General features: G+C 63.1%; 33 protein-coding genes. 14 read left to right on the top strand and 19 right to left on the bottom strand.

The genetic code is table 11. The features are described from left to right. Window positions 1–9: 9 nt before the first annotated feature. From J1M81_RS17430 to J1M81_RS17450, 5 genes are all read right to left on the bottom strand, one after another. Complete coding sequence (locus J1M81_RS17430) at window positions 10–294, bottom strand: DUF1490 family protein (protein ID WP_027495086.1); 285 nt, start codon at window positions 292–294, stop codon at window positions 10–12. 107 nt (window positions 295–401) lie between these two features. Further along, on the bottom strand, window positions 402–881 hold the full coding sequence (locus J1M81_RS17435; RefSeq protein ID WP_206498470.1) for a GNAT family N-acetyltransferase: 480 nt from the start codon (window positions 879–881) through the stop codon (window positions 402–404). Between the two features lie 14 nt (window positions 882–895). Continuing rightward, complete coding sequence (locus tag J1M81_RS17440; RefSeq protein WP_032407926.1) at window positions 896–1,237, bottom strand: hypothetical protein; 342 nt, start codon at window positions 1,235–1,237, stop codon at window positions 896–898. Then, the gene (locus J1M81_RS17445) at window positions 1,234–1,656 is read right to left on the bottom strand and encodes a VOC family protein (protein ID WP_052061295.1); all 423 of its coding nucleotides are present in this window, start codon (window positions 1,654–1,656) and stop codon (window positions 1,234–1,236) included. The genes J1M81_RS17440 and J1M81_RS17445 overlap by 4 nt, the downstream gene beginning before the upstream one ends. A 29-nt stretch (window positions 1,657–1,685) precedes the next feature. Then, complete coding sequence (locus J1M81_RS17450; protein WP_206498471.1) at window positions 1,686–2,618, bottom strand: YafY family protein; 933 nt, start codon at window positions 2,616–2,618, stop codon at window positions 1,686–1,688. Between the two features lie 103 nt (window positions 2,619–2,721). Here J1M81_RS17450 and J1M81_RS17455 point away from each other — a divergent pair, with 103 nt between their 5' ends. Continuing rightward, window positions 2,722–3,315: a TIGR03086 family metal-binding protein gene (locus J1M81_RS17455; RefSeq protein WP_032399392.1), complete on the top strand. Its 594-nt coding sequence runs from the start codon at window positions 2,722–2,724 to the stop codon at window positions 3,313–3,315. Between the two features lie 154 nt (window positions 3,316–3,469). On the opposite strand, the gene J1M81_RS17460 is transcribed toward J1M81_RS17455, so the two are convergent. Further along, on the bottom strand, window positions 3,470–3,931 hold the full coding sequence (locus J1M81_RS17460) for a DUF6194 family protein (protein WP_032401029.1): 462 nt from the start codon (window positions 3,929–3,931) through the stop codon (window positions 3,470–3,472). A 5-nt stretch (window positions 3,932–3,936) separates the two neighbouring features. Continuing rightward, window positions 3,937–4,560, bottom strand: coding sequence for a hypothetical protein (locus J1M81_RS17465; protein WP_206498472.1), 624 nt, complete (start codon window positions 4,558–4,560; stop codon window positions 3,937–3,939). Between the two features lie 180 nt (window positions 4,561–4,740). On the opposite strand from J1M81_RS17465, the gene J1M81_RS17470 reads away from it, so the two are divergent. Then, entirely contained in the window at window positions 4,741–5,016 is a 276-nt protein-coding gene (locus J1M81_RS17470; RefSeq protein WP_027495096.1) for a PLD nuclease N-terminal domain-containing protein, read from the top strand. Here J1M81_RS17470 and J1M81_RS17475 read toward each other — a convergent pair. After that, on the bottom strand, window positions 5,009–6,403 hold the full coding sequence (locus J1M81_RS17475; RefSeq protein ID WP_206498473.1) for a PLP-dependent aminotransferase family protein: 1,395 nt from the start codon (window positions 6,401–6,403) through the stop codon (window positions 5,009–5,011). The genes J1M81_RS17470 and J1M81_RS17475 overlap by 8 nt on opposite strands. On the opposite strand from J1M81_RS17475, the gene J1M81_RS17480 reads away from it, so the two are divergent. From J1M81_RS17480 to J1M81_RS17505, 6 genes are all read left to right on the top strand, one after another. Next, window positions 6,402–7,343, top strand: a complete 942-nt coding sequence (locus J1M81_RS17480) for a DMT family transporter (protein ID WP_032400974.1) — start codon at window positions 6,402–6,404, stop codon at window positions 7,341–7,343. The genes J1M81_RS17475 and J1M81_RS17480 overlap by 2 nt on opposite strands. Next, complete coding sequence (locus tag J1M81_RS17485) at window positions 7,340–8,560, top strand: pyridoxal phosphate-dependent aminotransferase (protein WP_206498474.1); 1,221 nt, start codon at window positions 7,340–7,342, stop codon at window positions 8,558–8,560. The genes J1M81_RS17480 and J1M81_RS17485 overlap by 4 nt, the downstream gene beginning before the upstream one ends. Window positions 8,561–8,737: 177 nt before the next feature. Further along, a complete protein-coding gene (locus J1M81_RS17490; protein ID WP_206498475.1) occupies window positions 8,738–9,382 on the top strand; it encodes an ABC transporter permease in 645 nt (214 codons plus the stop codon). Beyond that, a complete protein-coding gene (locus J1M81_RS17495; RefSeq protein WP_206498476.1) occupies window positions 9,379–10,587 on the top strand; it encodes an ATP-binding cassette domain-containing protein in 1,209 nt (402 codons plus the stop codon). Before J1M81_RS17490 ends, J1M81_RS17495 begins: the two co-directional genes overlap by 4 nt. Continuing rightward, window positions 10,584–11,321 carry an ABC transporter permease gene (locus J1M81_RS17500; RefSeq protein WP_179274294.1) on the top strand — a complete coding sequence of 246 codons (738 nt, stop codon included), beginning with the start codon at window positions 10,584–10,586 and terminating at the stop codon, window positions 11,319–11,321. Before J1M81_RS17495 ends, J1M81_RS17500 begins: the two co-directional genes overlap by 4 nt. Continuing rightward, window positions 11,318–12,292 carry a glycine betaine ABC transporter substrate-binding protein gene (locus J1M81_RS17505; protein WP_032373453.1) on the top strand — a complete coding sequence of 325 codons (975 nt, stop codon included), beginning with the start codon at window positions 11,318–11,320 and terminating at the stop codon, window positions 12,290–12,292. The genes J1M81_RS17500 and J1M81_RS17505 overlap by 4 nt, the downstream gene beginning before the upstream one ends. A 7-nt stretch (window positions 12,293–12,299) precedes the next feature. Here J1M81_RS17505 and J1M81_RS17510 read toward each other — a convergent pair whose 3' ends face one another. The 3 genes from J1M81_RS17510 to J1M81_RS17520 all read right to left on the bottom strand — a co-directional run bounded on the left by J1M81_RS17510 (window position 12,300) and on the right by J1M81_RS17520 (window position 14,055). Then, window positions 12,300–12,497, bottom strand: coding sequence for a helix-turn-helix transcriptional regulator (locus J1M81_RS17510; protein WP_032373454.1), 198 nt, complete (start codon window positions 12,495–12,497; stop codon window positions 12,300–12,302). After that, a complete protein-coding gene (locus J1M81_RS17515; protein ID WP_230593518.1) occupies window positions 12,494–12,901 on the bottom strand; it encodes a hypothetical protein in 408 nt (135 codons plus the stop codon). Before J1M81_RS17515 ends, J1M81_RS17510 begins: the two co-directional genes overlap by 4 nt. Before the next feature lie 71 nt (window positions 12,902–12,972). Then, on the bottom strand, window positions 12,973–14,055 hold the full coding sequence (locus J1M81_RS17520) for a Gfo/Idh/MocA family protein (protein WP_196251043.1): 1,083 nt from the start codon (window positions 14,053–14,055) through the stop codon (window positions 12,973–12,975). Window positions 14,056–14,149: 94 nt separating this feature from the next. Between J1M81_RS17520 and J1M81_RS17525 the strand changes: the two genes are divergently transcribed. From J1M81_RS17525 to J1M81_RS17535, 3 genes are all read left to right on the top strand, one after another. Next, a complete protein-coding gene (locus J1M81_RS17525) occupies window positions 14,150–14,449 on the top strand; it encodes a helix-turn-helix transcriptional regulator (protein WP_052061623.1) in 300 nt (99 codons plus the stop codon). Window positions 14,450–14,566: 117 nt separating this feature from the next. Next, window positions 14,567–15,508 carry a DUF808 domain-containing protein gene (locus J1M81_RS17530; RefSeq protein ID WP_206498477.1) on the top strand — a complete coding sequence of 314 codons (942 nt, stop codon included), beginning with the start codon at window positions 14,567–14,569 and terminating at the stop codon, window positions 15,506–15,508. Beyond that, window positions 15,508–15,993, top strand: coding sequence for a GNAT family N-acetyltransferase (locus J1M81_RS17535; protein WP_206498478.1), 486 nt, complete (start codon window positions 15,508–15,510; stop codon window positions 15,991–15,993). The genes J1M81_RS17530 and J1M81_RS17535 overlap by 1 nt, the downstream gene beginning before the upstream one ends. A gap of 10 nt (window positions 15,994–16,003) precedes the next feature. Here the strand turns inward: J1M81_RS17535 and J1M81_RS17540 are convergent, their stop codons facing one another. The 4 genes from J1M81_RS17540 to J1M81_RS17555 form a co-directional block, all read right to left on the bottom strand. Then, a complete protein-coding gene (locus J1M81_RS17540) occupies window positions 16,004–16,216 on the bottom strand; it encodes a hypothetical protein (RefSeq protein WP_027495104.1) in 213 nt (70 codons plus the stop codon). A gap of 8 nt (window positions 16,217–16,224) precedes the next feature. Beyond that, window positions 16,225–16,812: a transcriptional regulator gene (locus J1M81_RS17545; protein WP_241258204.1), complete on the bottom strand. Its 588-nt coding sequence runs from the start codon at window positions 16,810–16,812 to the stop codon at window positions 16,225–16,227. Between the two features lie 62 nt (window positions 16,813–16,874). Then, a complete protein-coding gene (locus J1M81_RS17550) occupies window positions 16,875–17,381 on the bottom strand; it encodes a DUF1109 domain-containing protein (protein ID WP_241258205.1) in 507 nt (168 codons plus the stop codon). Window positions 17,382–17,566: 185 nt separating this feature from the next. Continuing rightward, a complete protein-coding gene (locus tag J1M81_RS17555) occupies window positions 17,567–17,938 on the bottom strand; it encodes a VOC family protein (RefSeq protein ID WP_032367695.1) in 372 nt (123 codons plus the stop codon). Between the two features lie 62 nt (window positions 17,939–18,000). Here J1M81_RS17555 and J1M81_RS17560 point away from each other — a divergent pair, with 62 nt between their 5' ends. Further along, on the top strand, window positions 18,001–18,435 hold the full coding sequence (locus J1M81_RS17560) for a MarR family winged helix-turn-helix transcriptional regulator (protein WP_206498479.1): 435 nt from the start codon (window positions 18,001–18,003) through the stop codon (window positions 18,433–18,435). Window positions 18,436–18,437: 2 nt separating this feature from the next. Here the strand turns inward: J1M81_RS17560 and J1M81_RS17565 are convergent, their stop codons facing one another. From J1M81_RS17565 to J1M81_RS17575, 3 genes are read right to left on the bottom strand one after another with little or no spacing between them, the layout of a single operon-like run. Beyond that, window positions 18,438–19,247, bottom strand: a complete 810-nt coding sequence (locus J1M81_RS17565) for an alpha/beta fold hydrolase (RefSeq protein ID WP_206498480.1) — start codon at window positions 19,245–19,247, stop codon at window positions 18,438–18,440. A 30-nt stretch (window positions 19,248–19,277) separates the two neighbouring features. Continuing rightward, window positions 19,278–20,000: a pirin family protein gene (locus J1M81_RS17570; protein WP_206498481.1), complete on the bottom strand. Its 723-nt coding sequence runs from the start codon at window positions 19,998–20,000 to the stop codon at window positions 19,278–19,280. Beyond that, window positions 19,997–20,449 (bottom strand): MarR family winged helix-turn-helix transcriptional regulator, encoded by a 453-nt coding sequence (locus J1M81_RS17575; RefSeq protein WP_032382398.1) that lies wholly within the window; start codon window positions 20,447–20,449, stop codon window positions 19,997–19,999. Before J1M81_RS17575 ends, J1M81_RS17570 begins: the two co-directional genes overlap by 4 nt. Before the next feature lie 85 nt (window positions 20,450–20,534). Between J1M81_RS17575 and J1M81_RS17580 the strand changes: the two genes are divergently transcribed. Next, the gene (locus J1M81_RS17580) at window positions 20,535–21,059 is read left to right on the top strand and encodes a VOC family protein (RefSeq protein WP_027495111.1); all 525 of its coding nucleotides are present in this window, start codon (window positions 20,535–20,537) and stop codon (window positions 21,057–21,059) included. A 34-nt stretch (window positions 21,060–21,093) separates the two neighbouring features. Then, on the top strand, window positions 21,094–21,876 hold the full coding sequence (locus J1M81_RS17585; RefSeq protein ID WP_206498482.1) for a pirin-like bicupin family protein: 783 nt from the start codon (window positions 21,094–21,096) through the stop codon (window positions 21,874–21,876). Here the strand turns inward: J1M81_RS17585 and J1M81_RS17590 are convergent. After that, complete coding sequence (locus tag J1M81_RS17590; RefSeq protein ID WP_206498483.1) at window positions 21,873–23,438, bottom strand: Na+/H+ antiporter; 1,566 nt, start codon at window positions 23,436–23,438, stop codon at window positions 21,873–21,875. The two genes, J1M81_RS17585 and J1M81_RS17590, sit on opposite strands and share 4 nt — an antisense overlap. Between the last annotated feature and the right edge of the window lie 20 nt (window positions 23,439–23,458).

Genomic DNA, 23,458 nt, shown 5'->3' on the forward strand with positions numbered 1-23,458 from the left:
CAGTCCCGGTCAGTGCGCGTGGCCGTGGCCTGCATCGGAGGCCGTGGGCGGCTGAACCTCTTCACCGATCCGGTCCCGGGCCTCGGCGACGACGTCGGACACGGCCAGTCGGGCCGATTCCGCGTGAACCTCGGCCTTGCGCGCTGCGCGCAGACCGAGTTCGGTGGCCGACACCGCAGCCTTGCGGACGGGGGCCTTCTCGTACAGCTTCTTGGCACCGTTGTATGCGGCGACGCCGACTGCACCCGTCACGACCGTCGATACTGCCTTCGCGACGATGATCGGAAACGCCATGATTGAACTCCTCGGGATCGATCGGGACCGCTGTTATTGGCAATCGTATTCGTTTTCTCGGGCTGTGGCGATTCCTGGACGTTTCGGACTTCTTCTACGACAACCGATCATTCGAGTTCGAGTTCGAGTTCGTAGTACAGAGCCTTGGGGCCGCTTCCGCGTCCCTCGTGGCAGTCGAATCCGCGTTTCTCGTACACGTGTCGAGCTGCCTCGTCGTCCTCCGAGGTGTTCAGATCGAGGTAGGTCGCGCCACGGCTGCGGACGTGCTCGATGACGTCGTCGAGAAACGTCGTGCCGTAGCCCTTTCCGCGCTGGCTGGGCTGAACGTAGAACTCGGCCAGGTAAGCCTCGATGTTCGAGCTCCACGTTCCGATGCGAAATCGAAGGACCGCCACCCCGATCGCGGGAGACCCGAACGTCAGCACGCTGGTATCACCGGACTGCACCAGTCGATCGAGATGCGTTGCAAGCCAATTCGGTTCGGGTGCAGGGTCGTCGTATTCGCGATTGAAGTCGACCAGCAGTGTTGCGGCCTCGTCGAAGCCGTCCCGGTCACGAACTACGTGTGTACCGTCCATGTCCATCATCGCCCGTTCCTTCGTCAGAGTTCAGGTCGAACCAGGTTCTTCGCGTCACCCAAGCCGAGGCCGGGATGTAGTTCACGCAGCGAGCGAATGGCCTTGACGGTGCGCCCGTGTTCGTCGACAACGGCGTCGACGTCCTCGGCGGGTACGGACTCGGGGCCGATCTTTTGTACGGTGCAGACAGGCGCGGGACGCCAATACCGGTACAGGAACCAGGGCACGGCCATGGCCAGTAGAGCCAACTTGATCCAGGTCCAGATGGACGGCTCGGTCAACACGTCGGAAATGACCAGGAAGGAGATGCACGTAAGCCAGATGACCAACAGATATCGAGTCCACGGTCGCTGACGGGCGTTCATCGGTCCATCGTGTCATCGCAGCCCTGTTCGGACAATGCGTCAGCGTCTCCGTCGTCCCAGACTTCCGTGGTGATGCAGAAGGGATGACCGGCCGGGTCCAGCAGCACCCTCCATCGGAGATCGGGCTGGTCGAGCGCTTCCGTCGCGCCGCAGTCCAGTGCGTATGCGACGGCTTCGGAGAGACGTCCGCCGGCGTCCAAGTCGAGGTGCACGATCGCCGCCGAGGGCCAGACGGGTGGTCGATAACTCTCGACTTTCTGCGCGACGATGCGAACACCTGACATCGTTTGTACTGCGGCACTGTCGTCGTTGTCCCACAGCACCTCGCCTCCAAGGAGCGCCAGGTAGAACTGTGCAAGTTCTCCTGGGTCTGCGCAGTCGACGGATGTCCCTGCGACAGCGAGATGTGAAATCGGCATGTCAGGAGAATACGGACGTGCTGGAATCCTCACCTGTACAGCTCGTAGGTCTCGAATGCCCGAGCAGCTAGTTCCTCCCGGATTGCTGTGGGCTGCAGAACTTCTACGCCGGGTCCGCAGTTCCACAGTGCACCGAGGGCGTGATTGTGTCCGGAGAACACGATCACTACCAGTCGCTTTCCGTCGTTCCGGATCCTCTCGTCAATGACTCGTACTACGTTCTTGGACAACGAAAGCCACGCTGATTCCTCGACTGTGCAGGTGATTTCGGTCTCGACCAAACTCGCACGGAACGACTTCCAGTGTGCGGTAAAGGCGGCCTCCAGGTCCACGGTGGAAGCGCGGTGAGCCTGCTCGTCGAGCACGGTCAGTTCGTCGATCCGCGATACCCGGTAGACACGTTCGGTGCCGTCACGCCCGGCGAGTAGGTACCAATGATCGCCGGCGTAGACGAGCCCGATGGGGTCCAGGATTCGATCGTTCACCGAGCCGCTGCGATCGCGATACGTGATTCTTATCCGCACACCGTCTATGACGACCCGTTGGAGTTCCACCAGATGTTCTTCCGGTTCGTGGGGATACGCGAAACCGTCGGGCCGGACCAGGATTCGTTGTGAGGCAGTGCTTGCCGCTGCTCGGTGAGCGTCGGGTATCGCGGCGATCACCTTGCGCATGGCGCTTGCGAACGCCGGGGTGGCGACGCGTCCCGCGCCGGAAGTGAGCAATGCCGTCGCCTCGGCGGCCGTCAGACCGGTCAGCTCGGTGCGATAGCCCTGCAGCAGACTGATGCCACCACCGCGACCGCGATCGGTGTAGACCGGAATGCCCGCCGAAGACAACGCTTCGATGTCACGCAACACGGTGCGCGTGGATACTTCGAGCTGGGCGGCAATGTCGGCAGCGTTCAGTCTGCCCCGATGTTGGAGCAGCATGACGATGGACAACAACCGGTCTGCGCGCACCCGAAAAGTCTCTCACCAATACATGACAGAAGATGTCATGTTCACCCGATCTACTTCTACCCAGCAGGCCACACCCGGTGGCCGCGAAACGGAAGGATCGACAATGAACACCATCGAGACCACGCAGCAGACGGATCCGCGCGAGGTGTACTTCACGTCCGCCGCATGGGTGAGCGGTCTGCTCACAGGCGTGCGCGCAGACCAACTGGACCTTCCCACTCCGTGCGACGAGTTCGATGTCCGGACGCTCGCAGGGCATCTCGTTGCCACGGTCCGAAGGCTGATTGCGATCGCCGAACTCGGGAGTCCGGACTCTGTGTCGCCCTTGTGCTCCGATCATGACGCCGCATCCTTCGACACGTCGGTGACGCAAGCCCGTGCCGCGTGGGCCGACGATGAATTGCTCGATGCCCCGGTCGCGGTCCCGTGGGGTGAAGTACCGGGGCGATCGGCTGTGTGGGGATACACGCGCGAGCTACTACTGCACGGCTGGGACCTCGCGGTGGCGACTGGCCAGCCCGCAGAAGTGGACGACACTCTCGTCGAGCCGGTAGCAGTGGAATTCCATGCAATGCTTCCAGCGGATGCGCGGGTTCCGGGAGTGCCGTTCGGCCCCGTCGTGGAACCGAGGCCGGAAGCGGGTTCACTCGAACGCCTGGCGAATTTTTCCGGACGGTCGTCGGACGGCTGGGTGTAGTCACGAGTATTGGCTCATGCAAATGACTTTCGACGAGACGCCGCGACATATGGCAATGCGCTGACTCACCGCCGATCTGCAACTGCCCTGAGCGTCCACAATTCGGCTCTGGAATCGGGATCGCGTCGATGCCTGCGAATTGTGGGCGCTCACCTCACCTGTGGCGGCGCTCGAATCGTGTTTTCGCGGTCTCGTAGGCCGATCGAAGCAACTCCTCGACTTGTGGCTGCGTTCCAGATGCCGGATTGACGATCGATATCCATCCGGCAGTGCCGTATTGCGGATGCGCTGCGAGCGTGTCGTCGGCATCGGCTCGAGGCGCACGGTCAGCCTCGCGTGGCACTACACCCAACAGCCTCTCGAATTCTGCTTTCGCTACAGGGACATTGACGCGGAAGGCGTCGGGACGATCCAGCCGAGACAGTTCGTCGCCTGGGTAATTCTTGGTCACGACGGTGGCGAACGGCTGAGTACCGGTCGGGATGGTCCCGTCGGGTGAGTAGTAGAAGAACACGTCGCCCCAGGCGAGTTCGGGGGTTCCGTCGCCCTCGCTGGGACGCTGCGCCACTGTTCCGTCGAAGCTGCCGACCAGGTCGACGATGTCGTCGAGAGTCATGTTCTTCACCTCGTCGAAGTAGCTGTTGCGCGATGGATGATCTGTTCGATTCGATCTGCGTCGTCGGAGTCTCTCGGTGCGTAGAGGAAGACGTAGGTTTCGGGAAGTCCGAGGCCAGGGCGTCCGGCGAGGGGGTGTAGCTCACCCCAGCCCGCGGAGATGACGGTCTGAGCATCGTCGGGCTGCATGACGACGTGCATCGATCCTTCGGTCTCGTGGACGTGGAGTATCTCGCCGTTGGTTCGCGAAATCCACGGTGCAGCAGTGGTGACATCCGTCAGATACAGCGCGTCCCCTCGCCTCTCGAAGTGGCTGCGCGCCAGGTGGTATCGATTGTTCGTGCGCGCTTCGGTAGTAACTGCGCCGGTGATCCTGTCTGTCAGTACGGGCGTAGCACGGTCGGTGAGCTGGCGATGTGGAATCGGGTACGGGGCGATCGTCGGCCGTGGTCCTCGGCGCGGTTCGAGGTGCCAGTGCCGGCCTGCGGGCGACGCGCCGGCGACGGTCATAAGGTCACGTCTGGACAACGGTCGTAGCGCGGTGGCGATCAACCACCCACCGACGTTGGCCGGTAAGCCGCCCGGCCCCAGGGCCCTCCACGTCGTGTAGTCGTTCTTGACGGTCTGCACAAGTCCCCCCAGGTCGGATATGTCCGCACCACGGTAACTGCGCGACGACTCCGGCGGTAGGCCTACATCGTCCGATGTACGACGAGATACACGTGCAGACCGATGTGCAGGAACGTTCGGGTCCATAGCGTTGTGGTCGTCAACGAAACAGCGAAGAACAAGCACAGCAGAGGAACCGTCATGCACGCCGCAGTACTACTTTCACAACAACACTCGACCACCGAGCAGGTACTCGGGTTCGGGCTGGGAACCATCGTCTTGGTGGCAGTGCTCGGCGCGGTCGTTCTGTTCGTCGCCGCGCTCGTCAGCATCCTTCGCTCACCCAATTACAGTGTCGCAGGCCGTGCGGTGTGGATCTTCGTCGTGCTCGCGTTTCCGTTTCTCGGGCCTCTGGTCTGGTTCGTATGGGGCCGCACCTCGACGTTCGCCGTCGAAGCGTCGAACAGTCTCAGATGACCGATCCGATCGTGCGTGCCGCATCCGGGAACTCACCGGCGTTCGAGCCCGCGTAGTTCAACCGCAGGAACTTGCCGGTGGGTTCGGCCGGGAAGTAATCGTCTCCCGCACCGACGATGACACCCGCCGATTTGCATTTGTGCACAACGTCTTCCAGGTCGATGTCGTCACGCAGGCGCATCCACAGATTGAGTCCGCCCCGGGGGATCCGGTCGAGATGCCCGCGAGGAGCGAACTCGATCAGGCTGTGGGCCAATAGGTCTCGACGAGCTTCGAGTTGCGTGCGTAGGCGTCGTAGGTGTGTGCGCCAGGCGGGTTGGGTGACGACATCGAGAGCGACGGTTTGCAGGATGCCGCTGACGTACATCGATTCGGCTCCCGTGTCGGCGAGGATACGTTCGTGGGCCGGGCCACGAGCGATCAAGCCTGCCAATCGAATCGACGGTGATACGACCTTGGTCAGCGAACGCAGGTACACCACATGTCCGCCGTCGTCTCGTGCGGCCAATGGGCTGGGTTCGGCGGTGATGCCGAAATCGTGGGCGGAGTCGTCCTCGATCAGGAACGCGCCGTGTCGTCGAACGATGTCGAGCACACGTTCGGACAGGTCCGGAGACCACTGCGCTCCGGTGGGGCTGGCGAAGGTCGGTTGAGCGTAGAACGCCCGCGCGCCGGACTCGGCGAATGCCTGCTCCAGCGCGTCCGGGTCGGGTCCGTCGACCCCGGTGGGGACCGGGACCACGCGAACGCCCGCCTGCGTTGCCGCCAGAATTGCTCCCCAGTACGTCGGTGATTCCATGAGAAGTGGGCGTCCCGCACCGACGAGCGCTCGAAAGGCCGTGCTCAGGCCGGTCTGGCTGCCCGGGATGATGACCACGTCGCTGGCCGAGGGCGGTGTGATACCCAGCGGGGTGGAAGCGCCCAGTTCCGCGGCGAACCAAGCTCGAAGCTCGGGCAGACCTGCGGTGGGCGGCCGGGCAACCACTGCGTCGGTGCGTGAGGCTCGGGTGAAAGCAGCGTGAACGAGTCGCTCCGGCAACAGCTCTCGGGCCGGGTAACCGGAATGCAGAGCGATCACGTCACTCGACGTGGACTGCAGTGCGGCGGGGAGTTGCAATCTGTTTCCGGGTGCACCGAGCGCGGCAGTCTGCCACCCGTAGTCGTTCGGGCGGGCCGTGTGCACGGTCTTGACGAATGTTCCGACGCCAGGCCGTGTTTCGATGACACCCTGCGACATGAGAGTGCGCAGTGCTTTCTGCACCGTCACAGGGCTGGCCGAATGCTGGGCCACCAGCGCCCGAGTGGATGGCAGCTTCGCCTCGGGCGGGGCGGTTGCGATCCAGGTTCGCAGTGCAGACACGATCCGGGAACTGCTATCGTCGGACATGACACAGCATAGTAGCGCTACCCAGCCTGCGCCGGGACTGCTATCCCGAGCCGGCCTCTTGTGGGGACTGGCGGGTGTCACGGCGTTCTCGTTCACCGTGCCGCTGACTCGGATCGCCGTGACCGGTGGCCTGTCGCCGCTGTTCGTCGGGTCCGGACGCGCCGTCGTCGCCGCGGCCCTCGCTGCTGCCGCCCTGGCCCTGACCTCGCAACGGTTGCCACGCGGACGGCAATGGGTTCGACTGGGTGTCATCGCGGCCGGGGTCGTCATCGGTTTCCCCGTGCTCACGTCGTTCGCTCTGACCACCGCCTCCGCCGGCCACAGTGCCGTCGTCATCGCGCTTCTGCCGGCTGCGACCGCGGCCTTCGCCGTCGTCCGCGAGCGGCAACGCGTCCGGCCGATGTTCTGGTTGGTTGCGGCCATGGGTGCTGCGGTCGCTGTCGGATTCGCGGCCGTGCAGGGCGGCGAGGTCGCCGGACTGGGGTGGTCGGATCTGCTTCTCCTCGGAGCCGTCGTGGCGGCCGCGGTGGGATACGCGGAGGGCGGGCTGCTTGCGCGTGAACTGGGAGCGTGGCAGACGGTCTCGTGGGCGCTTGTCGTCTCCGTTCCGGTGACCGGAGCGATGACGGCGTTCGCGTGGTGGCATCAACCCACGAGCGGAGGCGTCTCGGAGTGGGCTGCGTTCGCCTATCTGGCCGTCGTGAGTATGTATCTGGGGTTCTTCGCCTGGTATCGGGGGTTGGCCATCGGTCCGATGTCGAGCGTGAGCCAGGTGCAGCTCGTTCAGCCGGTGCTGACGATCTGCTGGGCCGCGATCCTGCTCCACGAGGGACTGACGTGGCCGGTGGTCGTGGGTGGAGCAGCGGTCATCGTATGTGCAACAGTGGCGGTCCGAACTCGGATGTCGCCGTCCGTTCGACAGGAGGAACTTTCGTCATGACGCGATCGATCGATCAGGCACGCAAGCTCGAGAATGTTCGCTACGACATTCGTGGCCGCATCCTGGACAAGACCGAGGAACTCGAGGAGCAGGGGCACAAGATCCTGCGCCTCAACGTGGGTAACCCGGCCCCGTTCGGTTTCGAGGCACCCGACGAGATCATGATGGCGATGATTCGCAATCTGCCTACCGCGCAGGGATATTCCGACTCGCGGGGCCTGTTCTCGGCGCGCACCGCGGTGGTGCAGTACTACCAGACCAAGGGCCTGAGCGACCTCGACGTCGGCGACGTCTACCTGGGCAACGGGGTCTCCGAGCTGATCACCATGACGATGCAGGCGCTGTGCAACCCCGAGGACGAGGTGCTGATCCCCTCCCCCGACTACCCGCTGTGGACGGGTTCGGTTGCGCTCGCCGGAGGCAGTCCGGTCCACTACTTGGCAGACGAGACTCAGGACTGGGCTCCGGACTTCGAGGATCTGGAATCGAAGATCACCACCCGTACCCGGGCCATCGTCGTGATCAATCCCAACAACCCCACTGGTGCGGTGTACTCACGCGACGTTCTGCAGCGTTTCGTCGACCTCGCGCGCGAGCACGATCTGATTCTGCTCGCCGACGAGATCTACGAGAAGATCGTGTACGACGGTTCCGAGATGACCAATCTCGCAACTCTCACCGGCAAAGATGTGCTGTGCCTGACCTATTCGGGGTTGTCGAAGGCCTACCGAGTGTGTGGATTCCGTGCCGGGTGGCTGGCGATCACCGGTCCACGACGCCGTGCTGCGAGCTTCATCGAGGGCATCACGTTGCTGTCCAACATGCGCATGTGCGCGAATGTGCCTGCACAACATGCAATACAGACGGCGCTCGGCGGCCGTCAATCGATCGAGGACCTCCTGCTGCCGACGGGTCGGTTGACCGCGCAGCGGGATCTGGCGCATCGAATGCTGAACTCCATCGACGGGATCAGCTGTGTGCAGGCTGCGGGCGCGCTGTACATGTTCCCCAAGCTCGACACCGACCGTTTCGGCATCGTCGACGACGAGAAGTTCGTCCTCGACCTGCTCGAATCCGAGAAAATCCTGGTCAGTCACGGTCGAGCGTTCAATTGGGATGTGCCCGACCACTTCCGGCTCGTCACCCTGCCCAACGTGGACGATCTCTCGACTGCACTCGAGCGGCTCGGCAACTTCATGAGTTCGTACACGCAGTAGAACCGATTCTGCTCGAGCTGATTTTAAGTCCGTGCGGGCGCTCGGCAAGGGCGTATTCGCGCAGATGAACCCGCGTATCGCTCTGCTGCACGGCCTTTGGCGAACCCGCATTTCCCCGACGCCCCGGGGAAATGCGGGTTACGCTCGTCGTCCGATCTGCCGGGCGAGAGGGAATTCGTGGATCTATGGGGCTATTTGCAGGGGCGGGGTGAATCCCTCGCGTTTCTGACCTATCAACATGCGTCGCTGGCGTTTCAGACGGTTCTGGTGGGCACGGTCGTGGCCGTGCTCATCGCGATCGCAGTCCATCGTCTGCCTCTCTTCTCGGCACTGACGCTGACGACCAGTCGAGTAGCGCTGACGATTCCGTCTCTGGCGTTGCTCGCGCTGCTCATCGTCCCGTTCGGCTTGGGTGTGGTGCCCTCGTTCATCATGCTCGCGTTATTCGCCGCCATGCCCGTGATCGGCAACGCCATCGTCGGACTGCGTGGAGTTCCCGACACCGTGATCGAGTCGGCGAAAGGAATCGGGTTCTCGCGCAGCCGCATCCTCGTCTCCGTCTCGCTGCCCATGGCATGGCCGGTCATTCTCACCGGAATCCGCGTCTCGACTCAGATGGTTGTCGGCGTCGCGGCCATCGTCGCGTACGTACTCGGGCCGGGCCTCGGGTCGCTCATCTTCAATGGCCTGTCGAGACTGGGCGGGACCAATTCCGTCGAGATGGCAGTGACCGGCACAGTGCTCATCGTCGTCATCGCCCTGGTGTTCGACGGCCTGCTCGTCCTTCTCGGGCGCCTCACCATCTCGAAGGGATTGTCATGACGGACAACACAACCGGCGAGCGAACGGTCACCGGCGCCTCGATTCGCCTCGACGGTGTGGTCAAGCAGTACAAGGGCCAGAACAAGGCGGCGGTGCAGAAGATCGATCTCGATATCGAGGCCGGCCACATCGTCGCGTTTGTCGGTCCGTCGGGTTGCGGTAAGACGACCACTCTCAAGATGATCAACCGTCTGATCGAACCGACAGAGGGCCGAATCTTCATTGGAGACCGCGACGTCACCGGCGAGGATCCGGACAAGCTGCGGCAGTCGATCGGCTACGTCATCCAGTCCGGTGGCCTGTTTCCACACTGGTCGGTCGCCAAGAACATCGGAGCCATTCCCCGGGTACTGGGCTGGGAGGCAAAGAAGATCGACGAGCGAACCGATTACCTGCTGGATCTGGTGGGACTCGACGTCGCCGACTTCCGCGATCGTCTCCCCAAGGACATGTCGGGAGGACAGCAACAGCGAGTGGGTGTGGCGCGAGCGCTCGCCGCCGATCCACCGGTGTTGCTGATGGACGAACCGTTCGGTGCCGTCGACCCGATCACCAGGGTTCGGCTGCAGGACAGCCTCATCGCCATCCAGCACGAGCTGGCGAAGACCATCGTCATCGTCACCCACGATTTCGAGGAAGCGACGAAGCTCGGCGACAAGGTATTGATTCTGTCCGAGGGCGGCCACATCGAGCAGTACGCGACGCCGGAAGAGATCTTGGCCAAGCCTGCGAGCCCGTTCGTCGAGGAGTTCATCGGATCCGGTGCCACGCTGGCACATTTGACGCTGTCCCGCGTCAAGGACGTCGACCACGACCCAGTCGTCACCGCCGAGGTGGGCGATGCGTCGCAGGAGGTCATCGCTCGTGCGCGGGCTCAGGGTGCCACCTGGATCGTCGTCATCAACGAACACGGTCGGCCTCGCGCCTGGCCGTCGCTCGACGAAGTCGCCACCAAGGAACGCATCACCGATTACGTCGACGACCGATTGCCCACCGTCGCACCGTCATCCACGCTCAACGACGCACTGGACACGATGCTTGCCGCCAGTCAGGGCGGCGTACTCGTCACCGACGGCCGCGGTGCCGTTACTGGCGCACTGACGATCGCGACCGTGATGGCCGTGATTCGTGGTCAACTCTCGGATGCTCGCTCCGGTGACGGTCACGTCTCGTATTCGGCCCATACCGAGGGCGCAGCAACATGAATCGACTTCGTCGCGCACCGTTGGACGTGTGGTTCGAGCCGCTCCTCATCGTCGTGCTCGGGGTCGGTTACATCCTGTGGTACCGCTCCACGACGCTGACGACTACCGAGCAGGCATCACTGGGCTGGGACAATTTGAAGACGACGATCGTCGACCACATCGTGTTGACGTTGACCGCGACCGTGATCGTCGTCGCCATCGCAATTCCGTTGGGCATCCTGCTCACTCGCGACAGGGCGAAGAATTTCCGACCGGTGGCCGTCAACTTCGCCAACATCGGCCAGGCCGCTCCGGCGGTGGGTCTGATCGTGTTGCTGACGATGTGGCTCGGAACCGGGTTCCGCACCGCCGTCATCGGATTGGTGGTCTACGCGATACTGCCGATTCTGCAGAATACGATCGTCGGAATCCAACAGGTCGATCAGCGGACCATCGAAGCGGCCCGGGGAATCGGGTTCTCCGGCCTCCGCACGCTGGTGCAGGTGGAGTTGCCGCTCGCGGTGCCTGTGATCCTGAACGGCGTACGTACCGCGTTGGTCATTCTCGTCGGCACCGCGACACTGAGCACCTTCATCGGGGCGTCCAGCCTCGGCACGCTCATCACCACGGGTACCACGCTGTTCCTACCGAAGTTACTCATCTCCGGTGCCGTTCTCGTCGCGCTGCTCGCACTGATCATCGACTGGCTCGGCCGTGTGGTCGAACTGATCGCGACCCCACGAGGAGTGGCATGATTCGCCGACTGTCCACGGCAGCAACCGCTCTCGCGCTGACGGCAGCACTCGCCGGTTGCGGGTTGGTCAGCTCGTCGGGAACGTTCGAGAGCACGTCACTTCCGGACGGTGCGACCCCGTTGGACGGCGCATCGCTGGTGGTGACGAGCAAGAGCTTCACCGAGGGCGTATTGCTCGGAAAGATCACGGCCACATACCTTGCCGCTGCCGGCGCGAAAGTCACCGACCTGACCGGAGCACCGGGGTCGGCGTCGTCGAGACAGGCACAGCTCAACGGTGACGCAGACATCCTCTGGGAATACACCGGTACCGGGTGGGTCAACTACCACAGCCAGACCGAGACGATCAGTGATCCGCAGGAGCTGTGGGAGCGCGTCCGCGACATCGAGAAGAGTGAGCACAACCTCGATTGGCTACCGCCCGCGAATTTCAACGACACGTATGCGTTCGCCGCCTCGGCCGAGACGGCACAGCGTCTGGGTGTCGCATCTTTGTCGGATGTAGCGAAGCTCCCCGTGGCCGACAGGACGTTCTGCGTCGACGACGAGTTCTTCTCTCGCTCGGACGGTTTCGGCCCGATGCTCGACACCTACGGCATCGGACTGAACGCACCCGACGGCGTACCGTCGGGCAACGTCACGCGGATGGATGCGGGTGTCGTCTACACCTCGACCGCCGACAGCTCACCGTGCAACTTCGGCATGGTCTACACCACCGACGGCAGAATCAAGAACTTGAATCTGACTGTGTTGCAGGATGACAGGGCCTTCTTCCTGCCTTACAGCGGGACCGCGGTGGTGCGCGACGCGGTGCTCGAACAGCATCCCGAGATCGCCGATCTTTTGGCCGTCGTATCCGAGCGATTGACCGACGACCTGATGCAGGAGTTGAACGGGCGGGTCGACATCGAGGGCGAAGACCCATCCGATGTCGCCTACGAGTGGTTGAAGAGCGAAGACCTGGTGACGTGAGGTCCGGTCAATTCGTATCCGGCTCGAACAACTCCTCGATCGTGCAGTCGAATGCTGCGGCAAGGCGGAAGGCGACAGGCAGGCTCGGGTCGAACCGCTCCTTCTCGATGGAGATGATCGTCAGTCGGGTGACGTCGATTCGCTCGGCCAATTCGCTCTGAGACCACCGCTTCTCGGTGCGGCGCCGTCGAACATCGTTCTTCACTCGGACAGGGCCCGGTAGCGCGCGAACGCGTACCGCGCGGTGAACGATGCGAATGCCGCCAGCAGCAAGCCCGTCAGCAGCAGCGTGGCCGGGGGATCGACGCGGGCGATGGACACCACCGCAAGAGTCAGACCCAGCACGGTCACCAGATCGGTGGCCGTACCGCTGGACGCGGATGTCGTCCAATGGCTTTCGACGCTGTCGCCCGAGGTGTAGGTCTGGTCGGCGGTGACCGGTGCGACGAACAGTATCCAGCCCAGCATTGCACCGAACGGGAGTGCGGTGAACCCGAACACCACCGCCGCGACCCCTGGGGCGACGGGTGAGACCAGCCAGGCCAGCAATGCCGTCGCCGAGGCGGTAGCGAGACCGACGGCGCCGACCGACAACCATCTGAGTGTCATGAGCAACTCCCGTTCTACGTATAGTTCACTGTACGTATAGGAGACCATACATCAAGCTGGGTCGTCAGAAGTCAGATCCCGGGCTCCTCGCTGATGTGCTCGATGTACCCATGAATGCGATGTGCGTCGGCAAATGTTGCAGTCCGACTTCCCCCGTCTGCCAGGTCGTCGATGATCGCCAGATATTGCGATGCGATATTGGTTGCTGCTGGATTGCCGGGAAGATGGATTGTGGGCATGGAGGACGGCAACGTGAGGGGTTCGGGTTGTCCGTTCGGGTGGAATGTCGCCGCGAGCGGTGCCATCTGGACCTGACGCATGATCGGCGTCGGTACTGGAAGGGTGAACAGGGAAGCCCGACCGCGTGATCCCTGTATGTCGATGACTGTCTGCGCGTTGTCGTCCCCGTCCCAAATCAGTGCGGAACCGAGCGCTCCACCCGCGTCGAATTGGACCCGGACGGTATCCGGCGCAGTCGCAGCCACAGGCAGGGCTTGTCCCGCCACGCGATAGTCGCGCCTGTGAATTCTCGACGTTCCACCGGTAACGGCGATCCCGCCGAGTACCTGATCGAGGAGGTCGAGTACGTGGCCAGTGTGTACCTCCCTCGTGCCGGCGGCGCTGGTGCGATCGAGCGTGTACGCGGACTGCGCAGATATGGTCTCGGCTCCTTTGGCTCGTGACGATCGCGCGTTCACGGCCTGAATGTCACCCAGTTCTCCGGCCGCGATCATCTCGCGAAGCGCGATCGCAGAGGGGTCGAACCGTGATTGAAGGCCGACGAAGCCACGGTGCTGTGAAGTCGCTCGAACACTCATCGAATGGGCCTCGGCCGCGTCGAGGCCGAGTGGCCATTCGCAGAGCACGTGTTTTCCGGCAGCCTGCGCTGCGCTGACCAACTCGGAGTGTGCCTGCACTTTGACTGTCACTACGACAAGGTCGACAGCCTCGAACCTGGCCAATGCGCTGGCCGAGGTAAATGGTTCGGCTCCGGTGGCGGCCGCGGCTGCATGCGCAGATTCGGTGCGTGACGTACTCACCGCACTGATCGAAATATCCGTGCCGAGAACAGTGCGCAGAAATTCTATTGCGGGAACGTGCGCACGGAACGCCCACCCGTGTTCGATATTTGCTCCGACCAGTCCTATGCGCATCGGCAGTCCCCTTCGGATCGGCAGGTTCGAATTATTCGAACCAGTACGCGTGACGGTATCATCGAGTTCGGAAAGTTCGAACCCGGAGGTCTGGATGAGCGACATGTCCGTGTCGGCGATACTTCATGCGCTGTCCGACGAGACTCGGCTCGACATGGTGCGTCGATTGGCAGACTCGAAAGTCGATATGGCGTGTGGGCAGCTATACGAAGACCTGGCAAAGTCTTCGGCGTCATACCATTTCTCGATACTCAGAAACTCGGGAATCATCGAGCAGTACGAGCAGTCGGGACGCAAGTTCAACAAACTCCGATCGGCTCACATCGAGGCCGCGGCACCTGGGGTACTGAAACTGGTGCTCGAAGCGTTCCGCCGCGAACATGCCGGCCGTTGACCGACGCTTTACTCCGAGCTTCACGCTGACGGCCGGGGCGGTAGGGTTCACCTGATCCGACGTCGGTTCGTAGCCTAGGAGTCTCACAGTGCAATCGTCTTCACTCGGAGGTCTGTGATGGCAGGCGGACTCGTAGCTCTGCTCGACGACGTGGCAGCGCTGGCTCGTTTGGCCGCGGCATCCATCGACGATGTCGGTGCGGCTACCGGCAAAGCGACGGCCAAGGCCGCCGGTGTCGTGATCGACGACGCAGCGGTGACCCCGCAGTACGTTCGCGGTCTCGCGGCCGAACGTGAACTGCCCATCATCAAGCGCATCGCCGTCGGCTCGCTTCGGAACAAGCTGCTGATCATTCTGCCGATCGCCCTGCTGCTCAGTCAGTTCCTCCCATGGCTTCTGACGCCCATTCTGATGCTCGGTGGCTGCTACCTCAGCTACGAGGCAGCGCACAAGATCTGGGGAGCGCTGTTCGGCCACGGCGATCATCACGCCGAGGCAGAGGACGAGCCGCGGGACGAGGACAGCGTGGTGTCGGGTGCCGTTCGGACCGACCTGATTCTCTCCGCCGAGATCATGGTCATCGCTCTCGACACCATTGCGAGCGAGGGCTTCTGGAGTCGCCTCATCATCTTGGCGGTAGTCGCGGTGGTCATCACCATCGTCGTCTACGGCGTCGTCGCACTCATCGTCAAAATGGACGACATCGGTCTGAAGCTGGCCGAGGGCTCGTCCGGGTTCGTCGAGAAGTTCGGCCGCGGACTGGTCAAGGGCATGCCGAAGGTGATGGCAGTGCTATCGGTCGTCGGCACCGCAGCCATGCTGTGGGTCGGTGGGCACATCCTTCTCGTGGGCATCGACGAGCTCGGTTTCCACCCCATCTACGAGCTGGTGCACCACGGTGAGGATGCGGTGCGTGGGGTCGCGGGTGTCGGCGGAGTGCTGGCGTGGATCGTCAACACTCTCGCGTCGGCAGTCATCGGTGCGATCGTCGGCTGCATCATCGTTGTTGCGCAGCTCGGGATCTCGAAGGTGCTCGCCAGACGGGCCGCCGCGAAGTAGTGCCTGTATCGGCGACGTTCGCTGTCGTTCATCCCTCCTCGGAGCCGGCGCTCGACATCCTGTTTCGCTACAACGTCGATATCGTCGGACGCCTCTACGGCCGCGAGGCGTCGGACGAGGAAGTACGACGAGTCATGGTCGACGAGCCGAGTGACGATCTCGTGGGTGATTCGGGCCTGTTCGTTGTCGCATACCTGGGCTCGACGCTGGTCGGTTGCGGTGGTGCTCGTTTCGTCTCCGACGACATCGCAGAACTGACTCGGGTCTTCGTCGACGCGCGCGCCCGTGGAAACGGCGTCGGGTCGTCGGTCGTCGAGTTCGTCGAAGGTTCGGTCCGCCAATCGCGCCGTACGACAATGCGATTGGATACGCGAGCGGACCTCGTCGAGGCCCGGGGCCTGTACTCCAAGCTCGGCTATCGGGAGGTGCCGGCATTCAACGCCGAGCCGTACGCCGAGGTGTGGTTGGAAAAGCGACTGCTTTGAACAGCTTTCGTCACCGACGAGCCAGCTCGAGGACCCGTCGCTCGGAAAGGGAGACATCGGCGAGCGATGCGGTCAACTCGTCCCACGCCTTCTGAACGCGGAGTTCATCTCGGCGGAGGCGCTTCTGCGCAGCAGCGAGTCTGCGCCGCTCAGCCAGAAGCACATGCCGATCGCGATCTTGCTCGGCCAAGAAGAGGTACGTGTGCGGATCGAACGGATACATGCCAACTCCTAAGGTGTAGTGGGGAATCCATGCATCAGCACCATCACGTGTTCACGCTCCCCCGAGGTCGCGTTCTCGCCGCGTCGACGCCATTTGTCGATGACGGCGCGCATCTCCGTGCCCATCTCCTTCGTCTCCTCGGCGGTGAGCCGCAGGACGTCGTCGGAGCTGAAGGCCGCCGATACCCACTCATGCCCCCACGACTCGGAAGTCCGGTCGAAATCACGCAGCCGAGACCACTGGTGCGCCAACCAGGAGTCCTTGGACGCCTTGGCAACCGACAGTGACTCGGGCGAGTCGGAGAAGTCGTTCTCGGACCAGCTGAAGCCCTCCTCATTGGCCTCCGACCACCAACGTTGGCGCTTGTCCGAGCCGTTCTCTACCTCCTTTACGAACCCGTGCTCGGCGAGTTTGCGCAGGTGATAGCTCACCGAGGCGGGTGACTCGTCCACGAGATCGCCGAGCTGGGTCGCCGTCATCGACTTGTTGGCGCGGAGTGCATAGAGCAGACGTAACCGGATGGGATGCGTCAGCGCTTTCAGCTCGGACATGTCTGTCAGCTTGCGCGGCGTCCTACCGGGAGGTGGTGGGCTCATGCAACAACCATAACCCGAAAGAAATATTTCGCAATAGTTCTTTCGGATCCGCGGTTGGGGTATCAGTCCCGCCAGATGGCCGAGAATTCGTACCAGGGACCGTCCAGGTGCGTGGCGGTGAAGTCGTCGAATCCCGCGGGCGGCCCACCTGGTGCATACGCCCAGCCCGAGGCGCTCATGAGGGAGAAGCCGCTGTCTTCGGCGAAGTAGACCTCGCCACCAGATGTGGCGCGTGCCGAGCTGATGTCGAACGGGCCAATCTCGATGTGTTCGCGGCTATTCGAGGGCTGTGCACTCAATTCTCGCGCAACGGCCTCGAATTCGTCGCGATGGTCCAGCATATTGTCCGGTGGCAGCAGTACCAGAACAGCCGCTGCCAAGCCCACCACCACCGGAGCCGGCGCTATCCACCACGACCATCTTCGATCCTGGCCGACGACGTGGAGGGTGCGAATTGCCCAGATGAGCCCGACGATCAGCAGCACCAGGATCGATGACGCGCCGGCGAGGAGCGGATCGAACCAGGCGAACTGTCCGTAGGGCGAGGCCACCAGTTCCTGGACACGCATGCCCACGTGACGGCGGCGATCGTGGTAAATACCAGCAGGATTGGCCCGGGCGGTTTCGCGGCTTTTCGAGGTGCGTTCGCCGACTCGATGAGGCGGTTCTTCAGGCGCTCGATGATGGTCGTGTTCCCTACGCGTCGGAGGTGGCATCCGCGCTCAGGGTCCCACATTTGTCGATGACTTCGGGGCTAACTGCTGTGCACGGTGACGGCGTATCCGTCGGGGTCACGTAGGACGAAGGTCTTTCCGAAGGGGCCGTCGAAGGGGGCGGTCACGATCGTGACGCCGGCGGCGACGAGATTTTCGTGGAGCGCTTCGGCGTCGTCGCACACCAGCCAGAGGGCAACTCCGAGTCCTGGCTGACCACTGTCGAGATCCGTTTCGGGAGCGGGGTTTCGGACAGCGAACGGTATCGGTGAGGTGGTGAACACCACTGCGCCGGGTGGTGCCTGGGGTGCCCGGACGAGGCCCAGCTGCGATTCGTAGAAGTCTGCACTGACGGCGAGGTCGCGTACCTGGAGGGAGAGGAAGCTCGGTCCGGAAACGGTTGCAACGGTCATGTCGTGTCCTTTCGGTAGTTCGTCAAGTTCTTGACGAGATGAATGTATGTCAAGATGTTGACATGAGTCAAGTGGATGTCGACACCTCGATCGGTTACGCCCTCAAGCGGGCCACGTCCGCCCTGCGTTCGGCGATGGACGAGTGCCTACGCGATCTCGGTATCACCGTCTCGCAGTACTCGAGCCTCGAACTCCTCGCGCACAAACCGGGACTGTCCAACGCCGAACTCGCGCGCGCGGTATTCGTCAGCAGGCAGGCAACCCATCAACTGCTGGCCGGGCTCACACGCGGCGGTCTGGTGGAGATCGAGGGGGTAGGTCGAGACCAGCGTCTGTACGTGACGACCCTGGGCAGGGAGCGCCTGCGGCAAGCGTCGGCCGCTGTCGCTGCGGTGGAACACGCCATGATTGCGTCGCTGTCGAAGAGCGAGCGAGAAGTGCTGCACCGCAACCTTGTTACGTGTGCCGAGGCTCTGGATGGGCGCGAGCAGTCGTAACCTCAGTCGATCGAGTCGAGGAATTCCAGCATCGCCGCATTGAACTCGTTCGGCCGGTCCATGTTGGCAGCGTGACCGCAGTTCTCCAAGACCACAGATCGACCACCCGAATTGAGCTTCGCGGACTCGGAAGCATGTGCAGCAGGCCAGAACTGGCTGTCGCGTCCGGCGATCATGAGGTACGGCCTATCGGTACCGGACATGGTTGCGCGCCAGTCCTGCGCCGCATGATCGGCCAGTAGCGCCTTCATCGGGGCCGTGTCGGGTGATGCCATCTTCGGCATCGCGCGCAATGCAAACGCGAGTTTCAGTAGTGCAGGCACCGACTTCCACTGCGGTCGGCCGTGGCCCGTGTCGGGTATTCCGCTGTCGAAGAACGACGTTCGATTGCTGTCGGTCAGACCGTAGAAGCCGTTCGACCAATCGTCGCTGTTCGCCATCTTCGGTGTCTGATCCACCGACACGATGGCTCGAACGCGGTCGGTGCCGAACTGCGAGACGTAAGACCAGATGGTGTTGGCCCCCATGGAACCTCCGATCAAGACGGCTTCGTCGACGCCCACCTCCGAGAGGAAATTCGCGATATCGCGTCCGTGCCGCTCCATCGACGCTCCGTGTGTCGGTGCATCGGAGGTGCCGTGACCCCGTCGATTGAGGGCCAGAACACGGTATCCGGCTCGCACCAACGCTTTCTGCTGCAACATCCAGGTGGTCGCCGGTGCGCAGAAGCCGGCGAGGAGAACCACGGCCGGGCCGGTGCCTTCGTCGAGATAGTTCAGGGAGACGGCATCGTCGGTGACAACGGTTGGCATGGTGAATCTCCCTGTGTCAGAAGAACTCGGTCAGGCGAAGCCGGCGTGCATTTCCCAGATCAAGATCTCGCTCGCCGTCGATGCTGTCACACGGTGACCTCCGGTGGCGGTGAGTCGGACCGCGTCGCCTTGGGCAACGTCTCCGACGGTCTCGAACACTGCGGAACCGTCGGCGACGAAGACGTGACCGTACGGCGCGTCAGGGACGGTGACGGACTCCCCCGGTGCGAGTCGGGCGGCATGCAGCGTCGCGTAGCGGTTGCCGATCCGAACGCCGCCGCGCCCCGACATGCCGGATGCCACCGGAACCAGCTCGCCGCTCGCCAGCTGGTCCTGCACTTCCAGCTCTTCGTACGAGGGATCGGTTCCATCGGTGTCGGGTGGGATCCACATCTGCACCACGCGCAGCTTTTCGCGGCTGGTCCGGCTCGACGCATTGGTCTCGGTGTGCCGGATTCCGGTTCCGGCACTCATGCGTTGAACGAGGCCGGGGTAGATCAACCCCGAATTACCCTCGGAGTCAGTATGTTTCAGCGTCCCTTCCAGCACCCACGTGACGATCTCCATGTTCTCGTGCTGATGGGAGTCGAACCCTTCGCCGGGAAACACCGTGTCCTCGTTGTGCACCATCAGTAGCCCGTGCGCATTGGCCGCCAGGTCGTAATTGCCGGTGGCGGGAAACGACTGCTTCGAGTCGAGCCACTCGTTCCACCAGTGATGGCGTTGCGTACCGGGTATGTGAGTCACCGTCACGATGCGTGATTCCGCATCGCCGTGAAAGTTCGGGTCAGAGCCGCGAGATCGTTCGGGTCAACCAGGTCGAACATTTTCCCTCGTACTGCTTCGACGTGTCCCGGGCTGGCGGCGGCGAGGGTGTTCATGCCTGCTTCGGTGAGTTCGGCGGACATTCCTCGCTTGTCGTCGTCGCATTTGACGCGTGTGACCCAGCCGTTGTCGACGAGTCGGCTGATGGCTCTGGTGACGCCGCTACGAGTCGTGGTGACGGCGTCGGCCAGTTCGCTCATTCGTCGGCGACGGTCGGGTGCCTCGGACAGTACGACCAGCAGCTCGAAGTCGGTGAAGGAGATCCCGGAGTCGCGTGTGAGTTGATTGTCGAGGTCGCGAAGCAGCAGCCGCGTCGCATCGAGGTATGCGCGCCAGGCCTGCTGTTCGTCGGCATCGAGCCACCGTGGTGAGTCCATGCCCCCATGCTAGTTGACAACGCAACTAACCGGTGTACTGTTCTCGGTAGTTGACGAAGCAACTACCTGACCGGAGGCCGAAGCGATGACCGAGACCAACGAACTGACTGCAGACGAGACACGCCGCGCGCAGGAGCACGCCGAACAGCGGGATCGCATTCGTCAGCAGTACATGAAGCCTGCAGGCGAGCGTCCGGCATCGTCTGCCCGCGGACTTCATCACACGGCATTGGTCAGCAGCGATGTCGAGGCGACCGTGCGGTTCTATCAAGACCTGCTCGAGTTCCCTCTGACCGAGCTCATCGAGAACCGTGACTACCCGGGTTCGTCGCACTTCTTCTTCGACATCGGCAACAGCAACCTGCTGGCCTTCTTCGACTTCCCCGGACTCGACGTCGGCCCGTACGCGGAGGTGCTGGGCGGTCTGCATCACGTGGCCATCAGTGTCGAGCCCACCCGCTGGGAGCACCTGCGCACCAAGCTGATCGACGCGGGAATCGAATTGATCGAGCACAGCGAGGTCTCGCTCTACTTCCGCGACCCCGACGGTGCACGGCTCGAACTGATCGCCGATCCGCTCGGTGAAATGTACGGCTCGCACGTTCTCTGAGAACACACCTACTTTCGAGATTCGAGGCAATGACATGACCTCTGCAGCAACCACACTCGACCTCCGCCGCGCCGACGACCGATTCAAGACCAAGATCGGCTGGCTGGACTCCAAGCATTCCTTCTCGTTCGGCAACCACTTCGATCGCGGTAACACCCACCACGGCGTGCTCATGGTCAACAACGACGACATCGTCACCCCGGGAATGGGATTCGATACCCACCCGCACCGCGACATGGAGATCATCACCTGGGTTCTGCAGGGATCGCTGGTGCACCAGGATTCGATGGGCCACTCCGGAGTCATCTACCCCGGCCTCGCACAGCGCATGAGTGCGGGCACCGGAATTCTGCACTCCGAGAAGAACGATTCGTGGCGACTCGGCGATACTGCCGGCTCGTACTCGGGCAAGCACGGCGATCCTGTTCGCTTCGTCCAGATGTGGGTCGTGCCCGACGAGCAGGGCATCACCCCGGGCTACGAACAGCTCGAGATCGACAACGAATTGCTCAGCGGTGGAATGGTTCCCGTCGCATCCGGCATGCCCGACCATGCCGATCACGCCGCCATTCGCATCAAGAACAAGTACGCCGCCATGCACGTGGCGCGCCTACAGCCCGGGCAGGCTCCGGTGGAGATTCCCGATGCACCGTTCGTGCACATCTTCGTGGCCGAGGGTGAGGCGATGCTCGAGGGAGTCGGACCCCTCGCGCAGGGCGACGCCGTGCGCGTCAGCGGAGGTGGCGGTCAGAAACTGAGCACTGCCAGTGGCGCCGAAGTGATCGTCTGGGAGATGCACGCCGCGATCGCCGGTTAATCGGTCTCTCGGTGTGGGCGGAACGAATGCTCCTCGTGGTCGAGTTCGTGTTCGAGGCTGCGCATGCTGTTGTCCGGTAGCCGGCCGGCATCGCGCCAGCAGAGCAACTCTTCTCGCTCCACATCGAGGATTCGGCGGCGCGTACTCATCGCAGCAATCTGTTCCGGTGAGATGACCGCGTCGCCGACGTCCGTCTCGTCGAGATGATCGAGTCGACGGTGGTAGCGGTCGATGCGATGCTCGAGCTCGCTCCGCAGGATCTCCCGGCCCTCGTCGTCGAGGTTCTCTTCGTCGGCGATGCGATCGAGCTGTGACAGTGCAGCTTTGGCCGATCCCTCACGTGCTTCGTTTCGCAGACGCGCCTCTGCGGCGGGGTCCGCGACGACGTTCAGCTTGCGGACCAGTGGAGCGAACGTGAGGCCCTGTCCAACGACCGTCACCAGCACGACGAGAAATGCGCAGAACAGCAACAGGTCTCGGCTCTCGAAAGGCTCGCCCGAGTCGATCGTCAGAGGGAGCGTGAACACCGCGGCGACGGTGATGACGCCGCGGGTGCCGGCCCAGCTCATCACCACCGCCTCGCGTGGGGACAGCCCGGTCGTGAGCAACCACAGCGGGCGCAGCAGGAGCACGCCGACCAGAGTGACCGTGACCGCGAGAGCGATGGTCGTTCCCGAGTAGGCCGAGACACCGCCGACCACGGTGGGCAACTGCTCACCGATGAGCAGAAAAACGAATCCCTCCAGCAGCAGATCGATCAGTCGCCACACAGCGCTGGTCTGCAGTCGGCTGGCCCCGGAGATGGCGTGGCGGGTGTGGTGCCCGATCACCAGAGCCGCGACGACCACGGCGAGAACACCCGAGGCGTGAACTTCCTCTGCCGCCAGGTACGCCACGAACGGCGTCGCCAGCGACACGATGTTGAGCAGCAGCGAATCGTGAACGTAGCGCTGTACGAGGCGAATCAGCAGGGCGACGACCAATCCGACGACGATTCCGCCGGCCGCAGCCAACACGAACAACCCACCCGCGTGGACGAAGGTCATGTCCTGACTGGATATTGCGGCGATCGCGACGGTCAGCATCGTCAGCGCCGTCGCGTCGTTCAGCAGTCCCTCACCTTCGATGAGGGTGACGAGTTTCGGTGGGATACCGGCGCGACGACCCACCGCAAGGGCGGCGACCGGGTCCGGCGGCGCAACAGCGGCACCGAGCGCCATACCGGCGGCCAGGGTGATGCCCGGAACGAGCAACCACATGCCGACGCCCACGAGGGCAGCGGTCGCCACCACGAGGGCGACCGACAGACTCAGGATCGTCCAGACGTTGCGGCGGATCGCGATCAGCGAGGAGTTAAGCGCGGCGCTGTAGAGCAGCGGCGGAATCACCAGAGTAAGCACGACTTCGGGGTCGAGAACGATGTCGGGCAACGCCGACGCCGAGACGGCCAGGCCGGCCAAGGTCAACAACGCTGCCGCGGGCAGCGCCGTCTTCTTCGAGATCACCTGGGCGGCGACGATCAGACCCGTCGCCGCCAGGACCAGGCCCAGAGTTTCTATCACCCGGCTGTATTCCACCAGGT

The sequence above is a fragment of the Rhodococcus sp. KRD175 genome (assembly GCF_017168275.1).
Taxonomy (GTDB): Bacteria; Actinomycetota; Actinomycetes; order Mycobacteriales; family Mycobacteriaceae; genus Rhodococcoides; species Rhodococcoides fascians.

Excerpts from the sequence above, each read along its gene's own strand:
- J1M81_RS17430 (WP_027495086.1), bottom strand. The coding sequence starts at position 294 with ATGGCGTTTCCGATCATCGTCGCGAAGGCAGTATCGACGGTCGTGACG.
- J1M81_RS17435 (WP_206498470.1), bottom strand. The coding sequence starts at position 881 with ATGATGGACATGGACGGTACACACGTAGTTCGTGACCGGGACGGCTTC.
- J1M81_RS17440 (WP_032407926.1), bottom strand. The coding sequence starts at position 1,237 with ATGAACGCCCGTCAGCGACCGTGGACTCGATATCTGTTGGTCATCTGG.
- J1M81_RS17445 (WP_052061295.1), bottom strand. The coding sequence starts at position 1,656 with ATGCCGATTTCACATCTCGCTGTCGCAGGGACATCCGTCGACTGCGCA.
- J1M81_RS17455 (WP_032399392.1), top strand. The coding sequence starts at position 2,722 with ATGAACACCATCGAGACCACGCAGCAGACGGATCCGCGCGAGGTGTAC.
- J1M81_RS17460 (WP_032401029.1), bottom strand. The coding sequence starts at position 3,931 with ATGACTCTCGACGACATCGTCGACCTGGTCGGCAGCTTCGACGGAACA.
- J1M81_RS17470 (WP_027495096.1), top strand. The coding sequence starts at position 4,741 with ATGCACGCCGCAGTACTACTTTCACAACAACACTCGACCACCGAGCAG.
- J1M81_RS17480 (WP_032400974.1), top strand. The coding sequence starts at position 6,402 with ATGACACAGCATAGTAGCGCTACCCAGCCTGCGCCGGGACTGCTATCC.
- J1M81_RS17475 (WP_206498473.1), bottom strand. The coding sequence starts at position 6,403 with ATGTCCGACGATAGCAGTTCCCGGATCGTGTCTGCACTGCGAACCTGG.
- J1M81_RS17485 (WP_206498474.1), top strand. The coding sequence starts at position 7,340 with ATGACGCGATCGATCGATCAGGCACGCAAGCTCGAGAATGTTCGCTAC.
- J1M81_RS17495 (WP_206498476.1), top strand. The coding sequence starts at position 9,379 with ATGACGGACAACACAACCGGCGAGCGAACGGTCACCGGCGCCTCGATT.
- J1M81_RS17500 (WP_179274294.1), top strand. The coding sequence starts at position 10,584 with ATGAATCGACTTCGTCGCGCACCGTTGGACGTGTGGTTCGAGCCGCTC.
- J1M81_RS17505 (WP_032373453.1), top strand. The coding sequence starts at position 11,318 with ATGATTCGCCGACTGTCCACGGCAGCAACCGCTCTCGCGCTGACGGCA.
- J1M81_RS17515 (WP_230593518.1), bottom strand. The coding sequence starts at position 12,901 with ATGACACTCAGATGGTTGTCGGTCGGCGCCGTCGGTCTCGCTACCGCC.
- J1M81_RS17520 (WP_196251043.1), bottom strand. The coding sequence starts at position 14,055 with ATGCGCATAGGACTGGTCGGAGCAAATATCGAACACGGGTGGGCGTTC.
- J1M81_RS17525 (WP_052061623.1), top strand. The coding sequence starts at position 14,150 with ATGAGCGACATGTCCGTGTCGGCGATACTTCATGCGCTGTCCGACGAG.
- J1M81_RS17530 (WP_206498477.1), top strand. The coding sequence starts at position 14,567 with ATGGCAGGCGGACTCGTAGCTCTGCTCGACGACGTGGCAGCGCTGGCT.
- J1M81_RS17540 (WP_027495104.1), bottom strand. The coding sequence starts at position 16,216 with ATGTATCCGTTCGATCCGCACACGTACCTCTTCTTGGCCGAGCAAGAT.
- J1M81_RS17545 (WP_241258204.1), bottom strand. The coding sequence starts at position 16,812 with ATGAGCCCACCACCTCCCGGTAGGACGCCGCGCAAGCTGACAGACATG.
- J1M81_RS17550 (WP_241258205.1), bottom strand. The coding sequence starts at position 17,381 with ATGCGTGTCCAGGAACTGGTGGCCTCGCCCTACGGACAGTTCGCCTGG.
- J1M81_RS17555 (WP_032367695.1), bottom strand. The coding sequence starts at position 17,938 with ATGACCGTTGCAACCGTTTCCGGACCGAGCTTCCTCTCCCTCCAGGTA.
- J1M81_RS17560 (WP_206498479.1), top strand. The coding sequence starts at position 18,001 with ATGAGTCAAGTGGATGTCGACACCTCGATCGGTTACGCCCTCAAGCGG.
- J1M81_RS17565 (WP_206498480.1), bottom strand. The coding sequence starts at position 19,247 with ATGCCAACCGTTGTCACCGACGATGCCGTCTCCCTGAACTATCTCGAC.
- J1M81_RS17575 (WP_032382398.1), bottom strand. The coding sequence starts at position 20,449 with ATGGACTCACCACGGTGGCTCGATGCCGACGAACAGCAGGCCTGGCGC.
- J1M81_RS17580 (WP_027495111.1), top strand. The coding sequence starts at position 20,535 with ATGACCGAGACCAACGAACTGACTGCAGACGAGACACGCCGCGCGCAG.
- J1M81_RS17585 (WP_206498482.1), top strand. The coding sequence starts at position 21,094 with ATGACCTCTGCAGCAACCACACTCGACCTCCGCCGCGCCGACGACCGA.